The organism is Saccharothrix espanaensis DSM 44229 (assembly GCF_000328705.1).
GTDB lineage: Bacteria > Actinomycetota > Actinomycetes > Mycobacteriales > Pseudonocardiaceae > Actinosynnema > Actinosynnema espanaense.
In genome coordinates this window covers 8,859,866-8,875,403 of sequence record NC_019673.1, presented here as the reverse complement: position 1 = coordinate 8,875,403, position 15,538 = coordinate 8,859,866, and the positions used below count along the sequence as shown (strand labels likewise).

The window sequence follows — 15,538 nt, the reverse complement described above, 5'->3', positions numbered from 1 at the left end:
CAGTGACCCGCCCGCAGTGACCCGCCCGCAGCGATTCGCCCGTCAGGCGAGGAACAGCGTCGCGGTGGTGGCGACCGCCCACACCAGCATCGCGAAACCGGTGTGCTGGAGGACCGGGATCAGGTCACGGCCCTTGCTGCCCTTCAGCACGCGGAGCACGCCCAGCGCCACCAGCGGCAGCGCGAGGAACCCCAGCAGGGCAAGGGGGACGCGCAGGCTGATCGCCAGGGTGATCACGAACGGGATGGTCACCAGGCCCAGGTAGAGGCGGCGCGAGTCCTTGTCGCCCAGGGTGGTGGCCAGCGTCCGCTTGCCCGCTTGGACGTCGGTCGGGATGTCGCGCAGGCTGTTCGCGATCATCACGCCCGTGGAGAACGCGCCCATCGCGATCGCGCCGCCGATGCCGATACCGGTGATCTCGCCCGCCTGCACGTAGAGCGTGCCCAGCACGGCGGCCGGCCCGAAGAACAGGAACACCGCGAGCTCGCCCAGCCCCGAGTACCCGTACGGCTTGCGCCCGCCGGTGTAGAACCACGCCGCGGCGATGCACACCGCGCCGAGCGCCAGCATCCAGTACCGACCGGTCAGCACGATCAGCACGAGCCCCGCGACAGCCGCGACGCCGAGCGCCGCGAACGCCGCCAAACGCACTGACCTGGGGTTGGCGGCACCTGAGCCGACCAGGCGGAACGGGCCGACGCGGTGCTCGTCGGTGCCCCGGATGCCGTCGGAGTAGTCGTTGGCGTAGTTCACGCCCACCTGCAACGCCAACGACACGACGAGCGCCAACAGCGACCACGTCAGGTCGAACCCGTCGATGTGGTGCGCCGCGCCCGCGCCCACCAGGACGGGCGCGATGGAGTTCGGCAGGGTGCGGGGTCGGGTCCCCGAGATCCACTGGACGACTGTCGCCATGCCGCCCATCCTCCGACATGGATCGCGGCGGCCCCGCAGCGGGTTTCGGCTAGGCAGCGGGTTTCGGCTAGCAGGCGGGCACGTCCGGGACGTCGACCAGGTTCGCCCGCTCCACGTACCGGTCGGGGGCGAGCCGCAGCCAGACGTCCGACGTGCCCTGCGAGCCGGTGACGGACTGGCCGGTGACCCGGCACTCGATCCGGACCTGCGCGTGGTCGGCGGCCGCGCCGACGTCGGGAGCCTCGGTCGACGGGCCGGTCCGGACCGTCACCGTGCCGTGCGGGGTGTCCACGAAGGCCGTCGGGCCGGAGCCGGTCCACAGGTAGGTGACGGTCACCCAGGCGTTGTCGGCCAACCGCAGGCCGTGCCAGAACGTGCCGTCGGCCAGGTCGATGCCCGCCGGGTTGGCGACCCGGCGGCCGAACTGGTCCTTGCCGTCGTTGTAGGAGTCCTGGTAGGCGGCCTGCGCCTGCGGCTTGCCGTGCGGGAGGTCCTGCCACATCTCCCGGGCGTCCGGCGGGTTCCAGTGGTCGTCCCGGGTGTTCCACGGGCCGACGTCCCACACCGGGGTCCACTCGCAGCGACCGTTCTCGGCGCACACCTGGACGCTGTACGAGCCGGTGTCCTTCGTGGACAGGCCACGCCGGGACGGCAGCGCCGCGAAGTGGTCGTTGTCGACGATCACGTGACCGTTCGCCGTGGTGCCGCCGACCAGGCCCTCCCGGGTGGCGAAGACGCGGAACGTGGAGCCGGGACCGTCGGCGATGGAGATCCGGCCCGACGGCCCGGTGGACGGCGTCAGCGCGACCTCGTCGACAGCGGGGCTCTGGTCGGCGGCGGTGAGGTTGACCCGGACCTGGACGGTGCGAACCACCGCAGGCAGCACAGCCGGCGCATTTACCCCCGCCTCCACCCACTCCGTCCACCGCCCCCCACCAGCCCGCTCGCTTTCGGCCTGCTCGCCTTCGGGCAACCGGCCGTCAGCCGACCTGCCAGCCCGCTGATGGTCGTCATCCAGCGCGCCGCGCACGTCGACGGTGATCCCGGCACCGGTCGGGATGTCGCCGCGCACGGTGGCGGCGATGGTGTTCGCGGGTGCGTCGAGGTGGTGCGGCGCGAGGTGCAGGAAGCCCGTGCGCAGTGCGACGCGCGCGCCGGCCGGGGTCGGAGCGGAGCGGTCGAGCCGCACGGAGCGGCCGTCCGACGTGACACCGACGTCGTCCGCGTCCACCACGGACAGGTCGGCGTGCCAGGCCCCGGACCGGGCGGCGGTGGCCGGCGCGGTGAACGCGCTGGTCAGAGCGGCGGCGACGGTCAGGGTCGTCAGCACGTAGCGCCTCGGCATCGCAGCACCCCTCGCCCGGACGGGCGAAGCGGAGGTACCGCTAACCGGGGTACCCGTACGGAGCCCTGAGCCAAGCGCGGTGCCCCGTTAGCTGTCAACCAACAACCTCGACCGTGTGAGAAAAACTCACTCGAACGAGCGAGCCACCACCCTCCGGTCTACCTTCCCGGGTCCCCGGACGGGCAGTTCGGGCAGGAAGACCACCCGCTTGGGCATGGCGTACCGGCCCACCGCGTCCCGCACGGCCGCACCGAGGGCGTCCGGATCGGGCGGCGACCCCAGGTCGTCGGGCACGACCGCCGCTGCCACCACCTGCCCCCACTCCTGGTCCGGGATGCCGACCACGCACACCTCGTGCACCCCGGGCTGGGCCGCGAGCACCCGCTCGACCTCGGTGGGCGACACGTTCTCGCCGCCGCTGATGATCACGTCGTCGGCGCGCCCGACCACCTCCAGCCGGCCGTCGTCGGTGAACCGGCCGAGATCCCCGGTCCGGAACCACTCGCCGAAGGGCTCGCCGTGCTGGTAGCCCAGGGCCAGGACGGGGCCGGCCAGCTCGATCCGGCGGTCGGCGGCGAGGCGGACGCGGACGCCGTCGAGCGGGACGCCGTCGTAGACGCAGCCGCCCGAGGTCTCGCTCATGCCGTAGGTGGTGACGACGCGGACGCCGGCGTCACGGGCGCGGGCCAGCAGGGACGGAGGAGTGGCGGCCCCGCCGATCAGGACGGCGTCGAACTCGCGGATCGCGGCCAGGCCGGGCCCCTCGGTGGCGACCAGTCGGGCGAGCTGGGTCGGGACGAGGGCGGTGTAGTGCGGCCCCGGTCGGGCCAGGACGGGCCGGGCGGCGGTCGCGAAGCCGGATGCCCGGAACCCGGTGGCGAGGTCCATCAGACCGGGCTCGGTGCCCGCGACGAGCGAGCGCACGAGGACCTGGAGCCCGGCGATGTGGGTGGTGGGCAGCGCGAGCAGCCAGGTGCCAGGGCCACCGAGCCGAGCGTGCGTCGACTCGGCCGAAGCGACCAAGGCAGCCGCCGACAGCAACACCACCTTGGGCTCCCCGGCGGACCCGGAAGTTCCGACAGCCACCGCCGCCCCCACCTCCCACCCCCGCAAAACCCCCAGCTCCCGCCCCCCGGGCAACGCCGCCACCACCCCAGCACCGACCACCCCAGCGCCGACCGGCTCGGTGCCGACCACCCCAGCGCCGACTGGGTCACCGCCAGCCGCGCCGCCAGTCGTGCGGCCGCTCGCCCGGCCACCGCTATCGGCCGCGTTGCCACCGGTGGAGCCACTGTCGCTCGGGCCGCTGCCAGCCGCCCCGCCGCCGGTCGTGCCGCTGTTCGCCGAGCCGCCGGCCTCGCCGCCGCCAGCCGAGCTGCCGCCGGCCTCGCCACTGCTGCCGGCCGCGCTGCTCCCGGTCGTGCCGTTGGGCATGTCGCCTGCGGTGCCGCCGCCTGCGGTGCTGCTGTCGGTTGCCCGTCCCGCCTCGCTACCGGCCGCGCCAAAGCGGGCCGCGTTGCCTGCCGTGCCGCCGCTTGTTGTGCTGCTGGTGGCGGTGGCGGTGCTGGTGCTGGCCGTGCGGCTGCCGGCGGGGGTGGGGGGTGAGGTCAGGGCTTTGCGGAGGGCGGCCAGGGTTTCGGGTGGGGTGGGGGGTGTGGTCATGAGGGGTGTGGGGTCAGTAGTGGTAGGGGTAGGGGGACCAGTCGGGGTCGCGTTTTTCCAGGAAGGCGTCTCGGCCTTCCACGGCCTCGTCGGTCATGTAGGCGAGGCGGGTGGTCTCGCCGGCGAACAGTTGTTGGCCGACCAGGCCGTCGTCGATGAGGTTGAACGCGTACTTCAGCATCCGCTGGGCGGTCGGGGACTTGCCGTTGATCTCCTTCGCCCACTGGAGCGCGGTGGTCTCCAGCTCGGCGTGCGGCACCACCTCGTTGACCGCGCCCATCGCGTGCATGTCCGCCGCGCTGTACGTCCGGCCCAGGAAGAAGATCTCGCGCGCGAACTTCTGGCCCACCTGCCGCGCCAGGTACGCCGAGCCGTACCCGCCGTCGAAGCTGCCGACGTCGGCGTCGGTCTGCTTGAACCTCGCGTGCTCCTCGCTGGCCAACGTGAGGTCGCACACGACGTGCAGGCTGTGCCCGCCACCCGCCGCCCACCCCGGCACGACCGCGATCACGACCTTCGGCATGAACCGGATCAGGCGCTGGCACTCCAGGATGTGCAGCCGGCCGGCCCGCGCCGGGTCGACCGTGTCGGCGGTCTCACCCGAGGCGTACTGGTACCCGCTGCGCCCCCGGATGCGCTGGTCGCCGCCCGAGCAGAACGCCCACCCGCCGTCGCGCGGGGACGGGCCGTTGCCGGTCAGCAGGACGCACCCGACGTCCGGGCTCATCCGGGCGTGGTCCAGCGCCCGGTACAGCTCGTCCACGGTGTGCGGGCGGAACGCGTTGCGCACCTCAGGGCGGTTGAACGCGATGCGCACCGTCCCCTGGTCCACCGCGCGGTGGTAGGTGATGTCGGTGAAGTCGAAGCCTTCGACCGGCTTCCAGCGGGAGGGGTCGAACAGCTCGGAGACGCCGTGATCTGCCACGGCACGGACAATATGCCCGCGCGGAAGCTGAGAACGGCCCAGGCCGCCCGATGGTCGGGACGGGGTGTTGACGCAGTGTGATGCCCATGTGTCCATGATCCGAACATGTGTTCGACTCAGCAAGGGGAATCACCTGTTCGTGGACTAGGCGACAATGTTCAGGTGAACCCGTCCACCGCGCAGGCCAGGGTGCTCGTCGACGAGCTCCTCCGCAACGACGTCCGGCACGTCGTGCTGAGCCCCGGATCGCGCAACGCTCCGCTGTCGTTCGCCCTGGCCGAGGCCGCGGCTGCCGGGCGGCTCACCCTGCACGTCCGGATCGACGAGCGGACCGCCGGCTTCCTGGCCCTGGGCCTGGCCCGCGGCAGCGGCGAGGTCACCGCGGTCACCTGCACGTCCGGCACCGCCGTGGCCAACCTGCACCCGGCCGTCCTGGAGGCCCGGCACGCGAAGGTCCCGCTGATCGCGCTCACCGCCGACCGCCCGGTCGAGCTCTACCGCACCGGCGCCAGCCAGACCGTCGACCAGCAGCGGGTGTTCGGCATCGACACCCTCCAGTTCCCCATCGCCGAACGCCGCGCGGGCCAGAACGGCCTGTGGCGCTCGCTGGTCTGCCGAGCCGTCGCGGACGCCCGCGATCACGGCCCGGTGCACGTCAACGTCCCGTTCCGGGAGCCCCTGGTGCCCGAGGGCGGCCCCGAAAGCGGCGGCCAGTGGGTCGAGCCGCTCGACGGCCGCCCGTTCGACATGCCGTGGACCCGCGTGGCGACCCGCGCCACGACCTCGCTGCACCCCGCGGACCACCTCGGCCCGCGCACGCTGGTCGTGGTCGGCGACACCCGCGAGGACATCACCGACCTGGCCGAACGCGCGGGCTGGCCGGTGGTCGCCGAGCCGACCGCGCACGGCCTGCGCCACGGCACCCTGCTGCTCAACGCGGGGGAACTGCCCGCGGAGCTGAAACCGGACGCCGTGGTGGTGGTGGGCCGCCCCACGCTCTCCCGCGGCGTCATGAAGCTCATCGCCTCCACGGGTGTCGTGCACGTGCTCTCCGACGACCCGGACTGGCCGGACCCGCAGTTCGCCGCCACGCACGCCTCCAGCGGCCTGGTGCTGGGCGAGCACGAGGTGGACGACCGCTGGCTCACCGCGTGGCAGCACGCCGACAAGGCCGCCGCCGACGTGGTGGACGAGCTGCTGGCCCGGCAGCCGTGGCCGACCGGGCTCCAGGTCGCCCGCGACCTGGTGGCGAACCTGCCGGTCGGCGCGAACCTGTTCCTCGGCTCGTCCAACCCGGTCCGCGACGTCGACCTGGTCGCCGAGTCCCGGCACGACGTCCGGGTGCACGCGAACCGCGGCGTGGCGGGCATCGACGGCAGCGTCTCCACGGCCGCCGGTGTCGCGCTGACCGCGGGCCACGCGTTCGCGCTGATCGGCGACCTGACCTTCCTGCACGACGCGAACGGCCTGCTGATCGGCCCGGACGAGCCGCGCCCGGACCTGACCGTGGTCGTGCTCAACGACGACGGCGGCGGCATCTTCACCCTGCTGGAGCAGGGCGCGCCGGAGCACTCGGACGCTTTCGAGCGGGTTTTCGGCACCCCGCACGGCACCGACCTGGCCGCGTTGTGCGCCGCCTACCGGGTGCCGCACACAATGATCGAGAACGCCGACCAGCTGAGCCGGGCGCTCACCGCGCCGCACGGAATCCGGGTGCTGGAAATTCGGGCGGAACGTGCCGAATTGCGTGATCTGCATGCCCGGTTGAAGGTCGCCGTGTCAACCGCGTTCCAATAACCAGGAACCTACGGACGGGGGTACAGCGGCACCCCCGGGCGTGGCAGTTTCGGCCCATGTCCCTCAGAGCGAAGCTCACGCTAGGCACCGCCGTCGCGGCTTCTCTGCTGCTGCTGGCCGGTACCGCGACCGCTGCGACACCGGGCGCGCCGGGCATCGGTGACCCCTACTACCCGAATGCGGGCAACGGCGGCTACGACGTTTCCCACTACGACATCCGGCTCAACTACCAGCCGGCGGGCGACCGCCTTTCCGGCACCACCACGATCCTCGCGAAAACGACCCAGGACGTGACCAGGTTCAACCTGGACTTCCTGCTCAAGGTGAGTTCCATCCGGGTGAACAACAAAGTCGCCGCGTTCTCCCAGCAGGCCGGCGAACTGGTGGTCGACCCGAGGGGCACCCTCCGCAAAGGTGCCGACCTGACGATCGTCGTCACCTATTCGGACGTGCCGTCCAGCCATTCGGTGGACGGTTTCACGGCGTGGAAGCGCACCGCCGACGGCGCTCTGGCGATCAACGAGCCGGACGTCGCCCCCTGGTGGTTCCCGAGCAACAACCACCCGCGGGACAAGGCCACCTACGACGTCTCGCTGTCGGTTCCGGACGGGCTGGAGGTGCTGTCCAACGGCCTGTTCCTGGGCACCACGAAGCTGATCAACGGCCGGACCTGGTGGCGGTGGCGCAGCCTGAAGCCGCAGGCCAGCTACCTGGCGTTCGTCGCGATCGGCCAGTTCGACATCCGCCAGTCGAGCGCGCCCGGCGGCCGGCCGGTGGTCAACGCCTACGCGCCGAACCTGGGCGCCGACGACGCGGCCGCGAAGGCCAGCATCGAGCGGACCTCCGAGGTGGTCGAGTTCCTGGAGGAGAGCTTCGGGCCGTACCCGTTCGAGGCCGAGGGCGGCGTGGTCGTGGGGCCGGGCCTGCTGGGCTTCGCGCTGGAGAACCAGACCCGCTCGACGTACGACCCGGCGTTCTTCCGGCGCGGCGCGAACACCTACGTCGTGGCGCACGAGAACGGTCACCAGTGGTTCGGCGACTCCGTGTCGGTGCACAACTGGCGCGACATCTGGCTCAACGAGGGCTTTGCGAGCTACGCCGAGTTCCTCTGGTCGGAACACGTAGGCGAGGGCACCGCGCAGGAGAACGCCCAGTACACCTACGACCTGTACCCGGCGGACAGCCCGTTCTGGCAGGTCCTGCCCGGTGACCCGGGCGTGGACCACCAGTTCGACGGCGCGGTCTACGACCGGGGCGCGCTGGCCGTGCACGCGCTGCGGGTCGCGGTCGGCGACGACACCTTCTTCACGATCCTGAAGAAGTGGACGCAGACCAAGCGCTACGGCGACGCCACCATCGAGGAGTTCATCGCGCTGGCCGAGGGGGTGTCGGGCAAGCAGCTCGACGACCTGTTCACGACCTGGCTGTTCACCAAGGGCAAGCCGGCGGCGGCACCGGGCGGCTCCGCGCTCGCCACCGCCTCGGTGGCCGAGCCGAAGTCGTTCCAGAAGATCCGCGAGACGCACGTCCTGCTCGACCGCTCGAAGCACTGACCTCGAAAACCGGAGAACCCGAAACCCGGAAAACCCGAAAACGCCCCGAGGCCGCCTTCCCCCGTGAAGGCGGCCTCAGGTCCCTCGGCAGGTCAGCCGGTCTGGCCGATCCCGTTCACGACCTTGGTGGTGATGGAGCTGAACCCGGTGACCGTGCCGGGCGGGATCCACGCCCCGCTCGGCTTCGGGCCGGCCACGGACCGCTCACCGATGAAGTCGCCGGTGGCCGGGTCCACGATCAGGTCGCGGCGCTCCTGCTCGTCCTCCAGGCCGATCGCGATGCCGGTGCGGCCGTCCAGCGTGGCCGCCTCGTCGTAGACCTTCACGCCGTCGAGCGTGGCCAGCGCCCGGTACCAGCCGGCGCGCAGGTCGGCGGGCATCAGGCCGGCGCGCAGGATCTCCACGCCGAAGTGGAACATCACCGGCGGGGTCGAGCCGCGGTGCGCGGTGGTGGTGCGCAGGTACTCCACGATCGCCTGCGGGTCGCGCGGCAGCCCGACGTAGAACTCCGGGTGGTTCCAGTCGCTCGGGTCGCCGCACTGGGTGGTGCCGCGCGACTCCGGGAAGAAGTTGCCGCACTTGCCGCGCCGTTCACCGGTGTCGGTGTCCATCGCCTGCGGCTCGGGGGCCTCGGACTGCGGCACGGAACCGCCGAGCCACTTCACGCCGGGCAGCCAGCTGCGCTTCTCCAGCCAGTCCTGCGACTGGTCCTGCGGGATCCACGTCTCGCGGGCGGTCTCCTTGAGGTAGGTCCAGCCCTTGATGGTCTGGTCCGGGTTCTCCTGGGAGACGCCGAACATCTGGCCGCGCGAGTACCAGGCGTGCTCGGCGATGTACCGGTACTGGCCCGGGGCGAGCACCGGGTCGACGGTGTTGATCGCGGCGGCGGCGTCGTCCAGCACCTGCTTCGCGGACAGCAGCGACACCTTCGGCTGCGACGGCGTGGTGGTGGCCGCGTCGGTGCCGGGCTGCGCCTGCGCCGTGGTGCCGGGCTGCGGCGCGCCGTCCGGGCGGGTCACCACGACCCCCACGACGAGGGCCGCCGCGGCCGCGACGGCGACGGGCAGAAACCACCGGGCGGTGCGTCGGGAGCGCCGCGGGGACTCCTCGGCGGCAGCGGCGGCCAGCACCTGGGCGCGGACGTCGTCCAGCGGCGCGTTCGCCGTGCGCGCGGTGCGTTCGAGCTGGTCGAGGGCTTCGTCGAGATCGCGCATCAGCGGGACTCCTCGGTGAGCAGTGCTTGCAGTCTGGTGCGCACCCGGTGCAGCCGGGAGCGGATCGTGCTGGCGGGTTCGCCGAGCGCCTCGGCGACCTCCGCGGGGGTGAGGCCGGCCCAGGACGTCAGCAGCAGGACGTCCCGGTCCTCGTCGCGGAGTTCGGCGAGGGCCTGCTTGAGCACCCGCGACGCCCGTTCGGCGTCGACCCGGTCGGCTACCACCGCGTCGTGGTCGGGTTCGGGCCGCCCCACGGCGCGCAGGTTGGCCCGGCGGCCCCGGCTCTCCTTGCGCAGGTGTTCGCGCACGAGGTTGGTCGCGATGCCGTACAGCCAGCCCTTGATGGGGGCGCGCTCCGGGTCGTAGGAGTGCCGCTGCCGCAGGGCCACCAGGAACGTCTCGGCGACCAGGTCGTCGGCGGTCGACTCGCCGACGCGGCCGGCGAGGTAGCCGCGCAGTTGCCGGGCGTGCGTGTCGAACAGCTCGGCGAACACGGCCGTGACGTCCGCCCCGCGAAGGTCCGGAGGTTTGTCCAATGCTGTGGTCACGTACCGATTGGCCGCTGGGTCCGCCGGCGTCCCCGTGTCCCCGGTCACAGCCCCACGGTCACATACCTTCCAGCGCTTCGCGGAACGGGCGCAGCTTGGCGTGCGCCTCCCGGACCTCGGAGTCCGGGTCGGACTCGGCGACCAGGCCGCAGCCGGCGAACAGCCGCGCGGTGGCCCCCTCGACCTGCGCGCACCGCAGCGCCACGCCCAGCTCTCCGTCGCCGTTGGCGTCGATCCAGCCCACGGGGCCCGCGTACCGGCCCCGGTCCATGCCTTCCAGCTCCTCGATCACGGCCAGCGCGTCCGCGCGGGGCGTGCCGCCGACGGCGGCCGTCGGGTGCAGGGCCGCGCCGAGCGCGAGCAGCGACGGGGTGCCGGTCAGGGTGCCGATCACGTCGCTGGACAGGTGCGACACGTTGGGCAGCCGGAGCACCGACGGGCCCTCGACCGACAGCGACGCGCAGAACGGCCGCAGGGCCCCGGTCAGCGAGGCCACCGCGTACTCGTGCTCCTCGCGGTCCTTGGCCGACGACAGCAGCGCGGCGGCCAGGTCGTCGTCCGGCACGCCGTCGTGCGGCCACGTCGTGCCGGCCAGCACCCGCGAGTCGACCACCCGGCCGGACCGGCGCAGCAGCAGTTCGGGGGTCGCGCCGATCAGCCCGTCCACCGCGTACACCCAGCACTCGGGGTAGCGCCGGGCCAGGCCCTCCAGCACGAAGCGGTGGTCGATCGGCTCGTCGGCGACGGCCAGCAGGTCGTGCGCGAGGACGACCTTGGCCGGCCCGCCCGCCCGCATCCGGGCCACGGCCGCGCGGACCGCCTCCCGGTAGGCGGGCACGGACAGCTCGCCGTCGGAGTACCGGACGGTCCGGGGCCGGCGGACCGGCCGCACCTCGGTGGACCGGCCGTCGCCGACCGTGGTCAGCCACGCCTGCCCGTTGCGGACGCCCGCGACGACCTCGGGCACCACCAGCACCGAGCGGCCGGGGCGGTCGGCGAAGGCCAGCGAGACGAACGCCACCGGCCCGCTGCCCGGCACGCCGAGCCCGTCCTCGACCTCCAGCGTCGCGGTGAACTCGCGCCACCACCGGTCGGCGGCGGCGAACCGGTCCGGCCCGGACACCTCGAACCGCGCCGCCTCACCCCACCCGACCAGGCCCGATCCGTCCCGCACCCAGGCCAGCGCGCCGGTCGGCGCGGGCAGCCTGCCCAGCAGGCCGGCGTCGGTGGCGCGCTCGGTGCGCACGCGCAGCCGGTGTCGGGTCCGGGAGACGGGGGCTGAGGTCACGAGGTCGAGGGTATGGACTCGTGGCTGAGATCCCGCGCCGGGTCGGCCCTAGACTCCTCAGCTGTGGTGGACAACGCAGTGCGGGTCGGCGGTCGCCGGAAGATCAGGCTGCTGGCCCGGTCGCTGCTGGTGCTCGGCGGGATCGTGACGTTGATCGGGGTGGTCCTGCTGGCCGCGTGCCTGAAGGACGACCTGACGATCGAGAAGCGGCTGGGCAAGGCGACCGCCGAGGTGGTGTCGGTGGACTTCCAGCGCACGGTGGTGCGCTTCGCGACCCCGGACGGCGCGGTGCACAGCCCCGAGCAGGGCGTGCTGTACCCGGCCGGGTTGGAGCGCGGGCAGCTGGTCCGCATCGAGTACGACACCGCCGACCCGGAGCTGGCGCGGGTCGCCGAGCGCACCTGGACGCTGGCCGTCCTGCCGATCTCGACGTTCCTGATCGCCGTCTGGGCGGTGCTGTTGCCGCTGGTCTGGTGGGTCCGCCGGCGCTTGTGACACTTGTTCCCGAAAACCGCCACCAGGTGTAACATCGCTCGCATGGACCTGGAGGCGGAGTTCGAGCGCACCGTGGCGGCGGAGCACCGCGTCGAGCCGCGCGACTGGATGCCCGACGGCTACCGCAAGACGCTGATCCGGCAGATCGCGCAGCACGCGCACTCCGAGATCATCGGAATGCAGCCGGAGGGGAACTGGATCAGCCGCGCGCCCTCGCTGCGCCGCAAGGCGATCCTGCTGGCCAAGGTCCAGGACGAAGCCGGTCACGGCCTCTACCTGTACGCCGCGACCGAGACGCTGGGCGCGGACCGCGGCGACCTCACCGAGAAGCTCATCGAGGGCCGGCAGAAGTACTCGTCGATCTTCAACTACCCGACGCTGTCCTACGCCGACGTCGGCACCATCGGCTGGCTCGTGGACGGCGCGGCGATCTGCAACCAGGTGCCGCTGTGCCGCACCTCTTACGGCCCGTACGCCCGCGCCATGATCCGCATCTGCAAGGAGGAGTCCTTCCACCAGCGGCAGGGCTACGAGCTGCTGATGACCATGATGAGCGGCACGGACGCGCAGCGCGCCATGGTGCAGGAGTCCGTCGACCGGTTCTGGTGGCCCTCGCTGATGATGTTCGGCCCGCCGGACGCCGAGAGCTCCAACACCGAGCAGTCCATGGCGTGGCGGATCAAGCGCAACACCAACGACGAGCTGCGGCAGAAGTTCGTGGACATGACCGTGCCGCAGGCCGAGAAGCTCGGCGTCACCCTCCCCGACCCGGAGCTGGCGTGGAACGCCGAACGTGGCCACCACGACTTCGGCCGGCCCGACTGGGACGAGTTCTGGCAGGTCGTCGGCGGCAACGGGCCGACCAACGCGCAGCGCGTGGCGCACCGGCGCAAGGCGCACGACGACGGCGAATGGGTGCGTGCCGCAGCCGCCGCCCACGCCGCGAAGCGCGCTCGCGACGAAGGTCGTTCGGAAGTCCGGGCAGAGGAGGGTGCGGCGTGAGTTCTTCCTGGCCGTTGTGGGAAGTGTTCGTGCGCGGCAAGCGCGGCCTCAACCACGTGCACGTCGGATCGCTGCACGCCCCTGACGCGGAGATGGCCGTGCGCAACGCGCGTGACGTCTACACGCGCCGCAACGAAGGCGTGTCGATCTGGGTCGTGCCCGCGTCGGCGATCACCGCGTCCTCGCCGGACGAGAAGGACCCGTTCTTCGAACCCAGCGGCGACAAGGTCTACCGGCACCCGACGTTCTACGCGATCCCCGAGGACGTGCCGCACCTATGAGCTTCGACAACGCGTACGAGTCGCTGGTCGACCACGAGGACGAGCACTGGGCGTTCGGCACGGGGTTCGCCGAGCCGCTGGCCGGCGTCGACCGGGAGATCCCGTCCGCAGTGGACGCCGGCGACCTGTTCGAGTACTGCCTGATGCTCGGCGACGACGCCCTGGTGCTGTCCCAGCGGCTGGCCGAGTGGTGCTCCCGCGGGCCCGAGCTGGAGGAGGACGTGGCACTGGCCAACATCGCCCTCGACCTGCTCGGCCAGGCCCGGCTGCTGCTCACCCGGGCCGGCGAGGCCGAGGGCGCGGGCCGTGACGAGGACGCCCTGGCGTACCTGCGCGACGAACGCCACTTCCGCAACGTGCACCTCGCCGAGATCGAGTGCGGCCCGTTCGCGGGCGGCGACTTCGCGACGACCATGGCGCGCCTGCTGGTCTTCTCGTCGTGGAAGGTCGCGCAGTACCAGCGGCTGCTCTCGTTCGCGGACCCCGTGGTCGCCGCGATCGCCGCCAAGGGCCTGAAGGAACTCGCCTACCACCGCGACCACGCCGCCCAGTGGGTCGTGCGGCTCGGTGACGGCACCCCCGAATCGCACGAGCGGATGCGCGCCGGCGTCCTGCGCGTGTGGCCCTACCTGGACGAACTGTTCACCGCGCACCCCGTCGAGCTGCGCCTGGGCGTCGACCCGGCCGCGACGCGGGCCGAGGTGGACCAGGTGCTCGACGCGGTGTTCGCCGCCGCCGGGCTCGACCGGCCCGACCCGGTGCCCGCCGCGCGGGTCAACGGCCGCGCGGGGCGCGACGGCGTGCACACCGAGGCCATGGGCTACCTGCTCGCCGAGTTGCAGCACCTGCACCGCTCCCTGCCGGGTGCCACGTGGTGACCGCGCCGGCCGAACGCGCCGCGTTCGCCGAAGGTGCCGCGCCGGTCGAACGCGCCGCGCCAGCCGTGCGGACCGCGCCAGCCGTGCGGACCGCGTCGGACGTGCGGACCGCGCTGGAGGTCGCCGCGCAGGTCAGGGACCCGGAACTGCCCGTGCTGACGCTCGCCGACCTGGGCGTGCTGCGGGACGTGGCGGTCGAGGACGGCCGGGTGCTGGTCACCATCACCCCCACCTACTCGGGGTGCCCCGCCGTCGACGAGATGGGCGCCGACCTGCGGCGGTCCCTGCGCGCGGCGGGGTTCGAGCAGGTCGAGGTGCGGCTGTCGCTCTCGCCCGCCTGGACCACCGACTGGATCACCGACGACGGCCGCCGCAAGCTCGCCGACGCCGGCATCGCGCCACCGTCCCGGCTCGGCCCGGTCGCGGTGGGCCCGGTGCCGTTGCGGCTCACGCCGCCGCCGTCGCGGGTCGCGTGCCCGCGCTGCGGGTCGCCACGCACGGTCGAGCTGTCCCGGTTCGGTTCCACCGCGTGCAAGGCGCTGCGGCGCTGCGAGGACTGCGCCGAGCCCTTCGAGCACATCAAGGAGATCTAGATGGCGCGGCCGGTGTTCCACAAGCTGACCGTGGCCGCCGTCGACCGGCTGTGCGACGACGCGGTCGCCGTCACGTTCGACGTGCCCGAGGGCTCGGTCGCCGAGTTCGCGTTCCGCGCCGGGCAGTACCTGACGGTGAAGCTCGGCGAGGAACGCCGCTCGTACTCCATCTGCGCCCCGGTCGGGGCCGCGCCCCGGATCGGCGTGCGCCGGGTCGACGGCGGCCTGTTCTCCGAACACCTCGTGGACCGCGTCCAGCGCGGTGACGTGCTCGAAGTGCTGCCGCCGCTGGGCAACTTCACGCCCGGAGCCGGCGAGCACCACGGGCTGGTCGTCGCCGGGTCCGGCATCACGCCCGCGCTGTCCATCGCCGCCACCGTGCTGGCCTCCGGCGCGCGCGTCACCCTGCTCTACGGCAACCGGCGCGCGGACACCGTGATGTTCACCGAGGAACTGGCCGATCTGAAAGACCGCTACCCGTCGCGGTTCCAGCTCGTGCACGTGCTGTCCCGCGAACCACGCGACGTGGAGCTGTTCAGCGGGCGTTTGGACGCCGAGAAGCTGCGTGCGCTCTTCGACACCGTGGTGCCGTTCGACTTCATCGACCAGTGGTGGCTGTGCGGGCCTTACGGGCTCGTGCGCGACGCGCAGGACGTGCTGTCGGAACGGGGCGTGGACGCCTCGGCCGTGCACCACGAGCTGTTCTACGTCGACGAGCCGCCGCCCCCGCCCCGCCGGGCCGAAGAGGTGCTGGAATCGGCCGCCGAAGGCACGGTGATCCTCGACGGCCGCACCACGACCGTGCCGCTGCCGCCCGACACGCCGATCCTCGACGCCGCCCAGCGCGTGCGCTCCGACCTGCCGTTCGCCTGCAAGGGCGGGGTGTGCGGGACGTGCCGCGCGCTGGTCGTGTCCGGGGAGGTCGACATGCGCCGCAACTACGCCCTGGAACCCCGCGAAGTCGCGGCGGGCTTCGTCCTGACCTGCCAGTCCGTGCCCGTGACGCCCTCGGTGACGATCGATTACGACGCCTAGTCCGGAG

15 protein-coding genes are annotated in these 15,538 nt (G+C 72.6%); 8 read left to right on the top strand and 7 right to left on the bottom strand.

Annotated elements, in window-relative coordinates:
• Positions 1 to 42: 42 nt before the first annotated feature.
• The 4 genes from BN6_RS38980 to BN6_RS38965 form a co-directional block, all read right to left on the bottom strand.
• Complete coding sequence (locus BN6_RS38980; protein WP_015105380.1) at positions 43 to 915, bottom strand: 1,4-dihydroxy-2-naphthoate polyprenyltransferase; 873 nt, start codon at positions 913 to 915, stop codon at positions 43 to 45.
• Positions 916 to 982: 67 nt separating this feature from the next.
• A complete protein-coding gene (locus tag BN6_RS38975) occupies positions 983 to 2,260 on the bottom strand; it encodes a hypothetical protein (RefSeq protein WP_015105379.1) in 1,278 nt (425 codons plus the stop codon).
• A gap of 126 nt (positions 2,261 to 2,386) precedes the next feature.
• A complete protein-coding gene (menE, locus tag BN6_RS38970) occupies positions 2,387 to 3,346 on the bottom strand; it encodes an o-succinylbenzoate--CoA ligase (RefSeq protein WP_408005272.1) in 960 nt (319 codons plus the stop codon).
• A 589-nt stretch (positions 3,347 to 3,935) separates the two neighbouring features.
• Positions 3,936 to 4,847: a 1,4-dihydroxy-2-naphthoyl-CoA synthase gene (locus tag BN6_RS38965; protein ID WP_041315590.1), complete on the bottom strand. Its 912-nt coding sequence runs from the start codon at positions 4,845 to 4,847 to the stop codon at positions 3,936 to 3,938.
• A 162-nt stretch (positions 4,848 to 5,009) separates the two neighbouring features.
• Between BN6_RS38965 and menD the strand changes: the two genes are divergently transcribed.
• Positions 5,010 to 6,644 (top strand): 2-succinyl-5-enolpyruvyl-6-hydroxy-3-cyclohexene-1-carboxylic-acid synthase, encoded by a 1,635-nt coding sequence (gene menD, locus BN6_RS38960; protein ID WP_041315588.1) that lies wholly within the window; start codon positions 5,010 to 5,012, stop codon positions 6,642 to 6,644.
• 56 nt (positions 6,645 to 6,700) lie between these two features.
• The gene (locus tag BN6_RS38955) at positions 6,701 to 8,197 is read left to right on the top strand and encodes a M1 family metallopeptidase (protein WP_015105375.1); all 1,497 of its coding nucleotides are present in this window, start codon (positions 6,701 to 6,703) and stop codon (positions 8,195 to 8,197) included.
• A 92-nt stretch (positions 8,198 to 8,289) separates the two neighbouring features.
• Here BN6_RS38955 and BN6_RS38950 read toward each other — a convergent pair whose 3' ends face one another.
• From BN6_RS38950 to BN6_RS38940, 3 genes are read right to left on the bottom strand one after another with little or no spacing between them, the layout of a single operon-like run.
• Positions 8,290 to 9,411: a CU044_5270 family protein gene (locus BN6_RS38950; protein WP_015105374.1), complete on the bottom strand. Its 1,122-nt coding sequence runs from the start codon at positions 9,409 to 9,411 to the stop codon at positions 8,290 to 8,292.
• Positions 9,411 to 9,959 carry an RNA polymerase sigma factor gene (locus tag BN6_RS38945; RefSeq protein ID WP_041319441.1) on the bottom strand — a complete coding sequence of 183 codons (549 nt, stop codon included), beginning with the start codon at positions 9,957 to 9,959 and terminating at the stop codon, positions 9,411 to 9,413. Before BN6_RS38945 ends, BN6_RS38950 begins: the two co-directional genes overlap by 1 nt.
• Before the next feature lie 58 nt (positions 9,960 to 10,017).
• Entirely contained in the window at positions 10,018 to 11,247 is a 1,230-nt protein-coding gene (locus tag BN6_RS38940; protein ID WP_015105372.1) for an isochorismate synthase, read from the bottom strand.
• 63 nt (positions 11,248 to 11,310) lie between these two features.
• Between BN6_RS38940 and BN6_RS38935 the strand changes: the two genes are divergently transcribed.
• The 6 genes from BN6_RS38935 to paaE all read left to right on the top strand — a co-directional run bounded on the left by BN6_RS38935 (position 11,311) and on the right by paaE (position 15,531).
• A complete protein-coding gene (locus BN6_RS38935) occupies positions 11,311 to 11,742 on the top strand; it encodes a DUF3592 domain-containing protein (protein ID WP_231904858.1) in 432 nt (143 codons plus the stop codon).
• A 42-nt stretch (positions 11,743 to 11,784) separates the two neighbouring features.
• Positions 11,785 to 12,744 carry a 1,2-phenylacetyl-CoA epoxidase subunit PaaA gene (gene paaA, locus BN6_RS38930; protein WP_015105370.1) on the top strand — a complete coding sequence of 320 codons (960 nt, stop codon included), beginning with the start codon at positions 11,785 to 11,787 and terminating at the stop codon, positions 12,742 to 12,744.
• Positions 12,741 to 13,025: a 1,2-phenylacetyl-CoA epoxidase subunit PaaB gene (paaB, locus tag BN6_RS38925; protein WP_015105369.1), complete on the top strand. Its 285-nt coding sequence runs from the start codon at positions 12,741 to 12,743 to the stop codon at positions 13,023 to 13,025. Before paaA ends, paaB begins: the two co-directional genes overlap by 4 nt.
• Positions 13,022 to 13,903: a 1,2-phenylacetyl-CoA epoxidase subunit PaaC gene (gene paaC / locus BN6_RS38920; RefSeq protein WP_015105368.1), complete on the top strand. Its 882-nt coding sequence runs from the start codon at positions 13,022 to 13,024 to the stop codon at positions 13,901 to 13,903. The genes paaB and paaC overlap by 4 nt, the downstream gene beginning before the upstream one ends.
• A gap of 101 nt (positions 13,904 to 14,004) precedes the next feature.
• Positions 14,005 to 14,496 (top strand): 1,2-phenylacetyl-CoA epoxidase subunit PaaD, encoded by a 492-nt coding sequence (gene paaD, locus BN6_RS38915; RefSeq protein ID WP_041319438.1) that lies wholly within the window; start codon positions 14,005 to 14,007, stop codon positions 14,494 to 14,496.
• Entirely contained in the window at positions 14,497 to 15,531 is a 1,035-nt protein-coding gene (gene paaE, locus BN6_RS38910) for a 1,2-phenylacetyl-CoA epoxidase subunit PaaE (RefSeq protein WP_015105366.1), read from the top strand. It abuts the gene before it with no gap.
• Positions 15,532 to 15,538 lie beyond the last annotated feature (7 nt).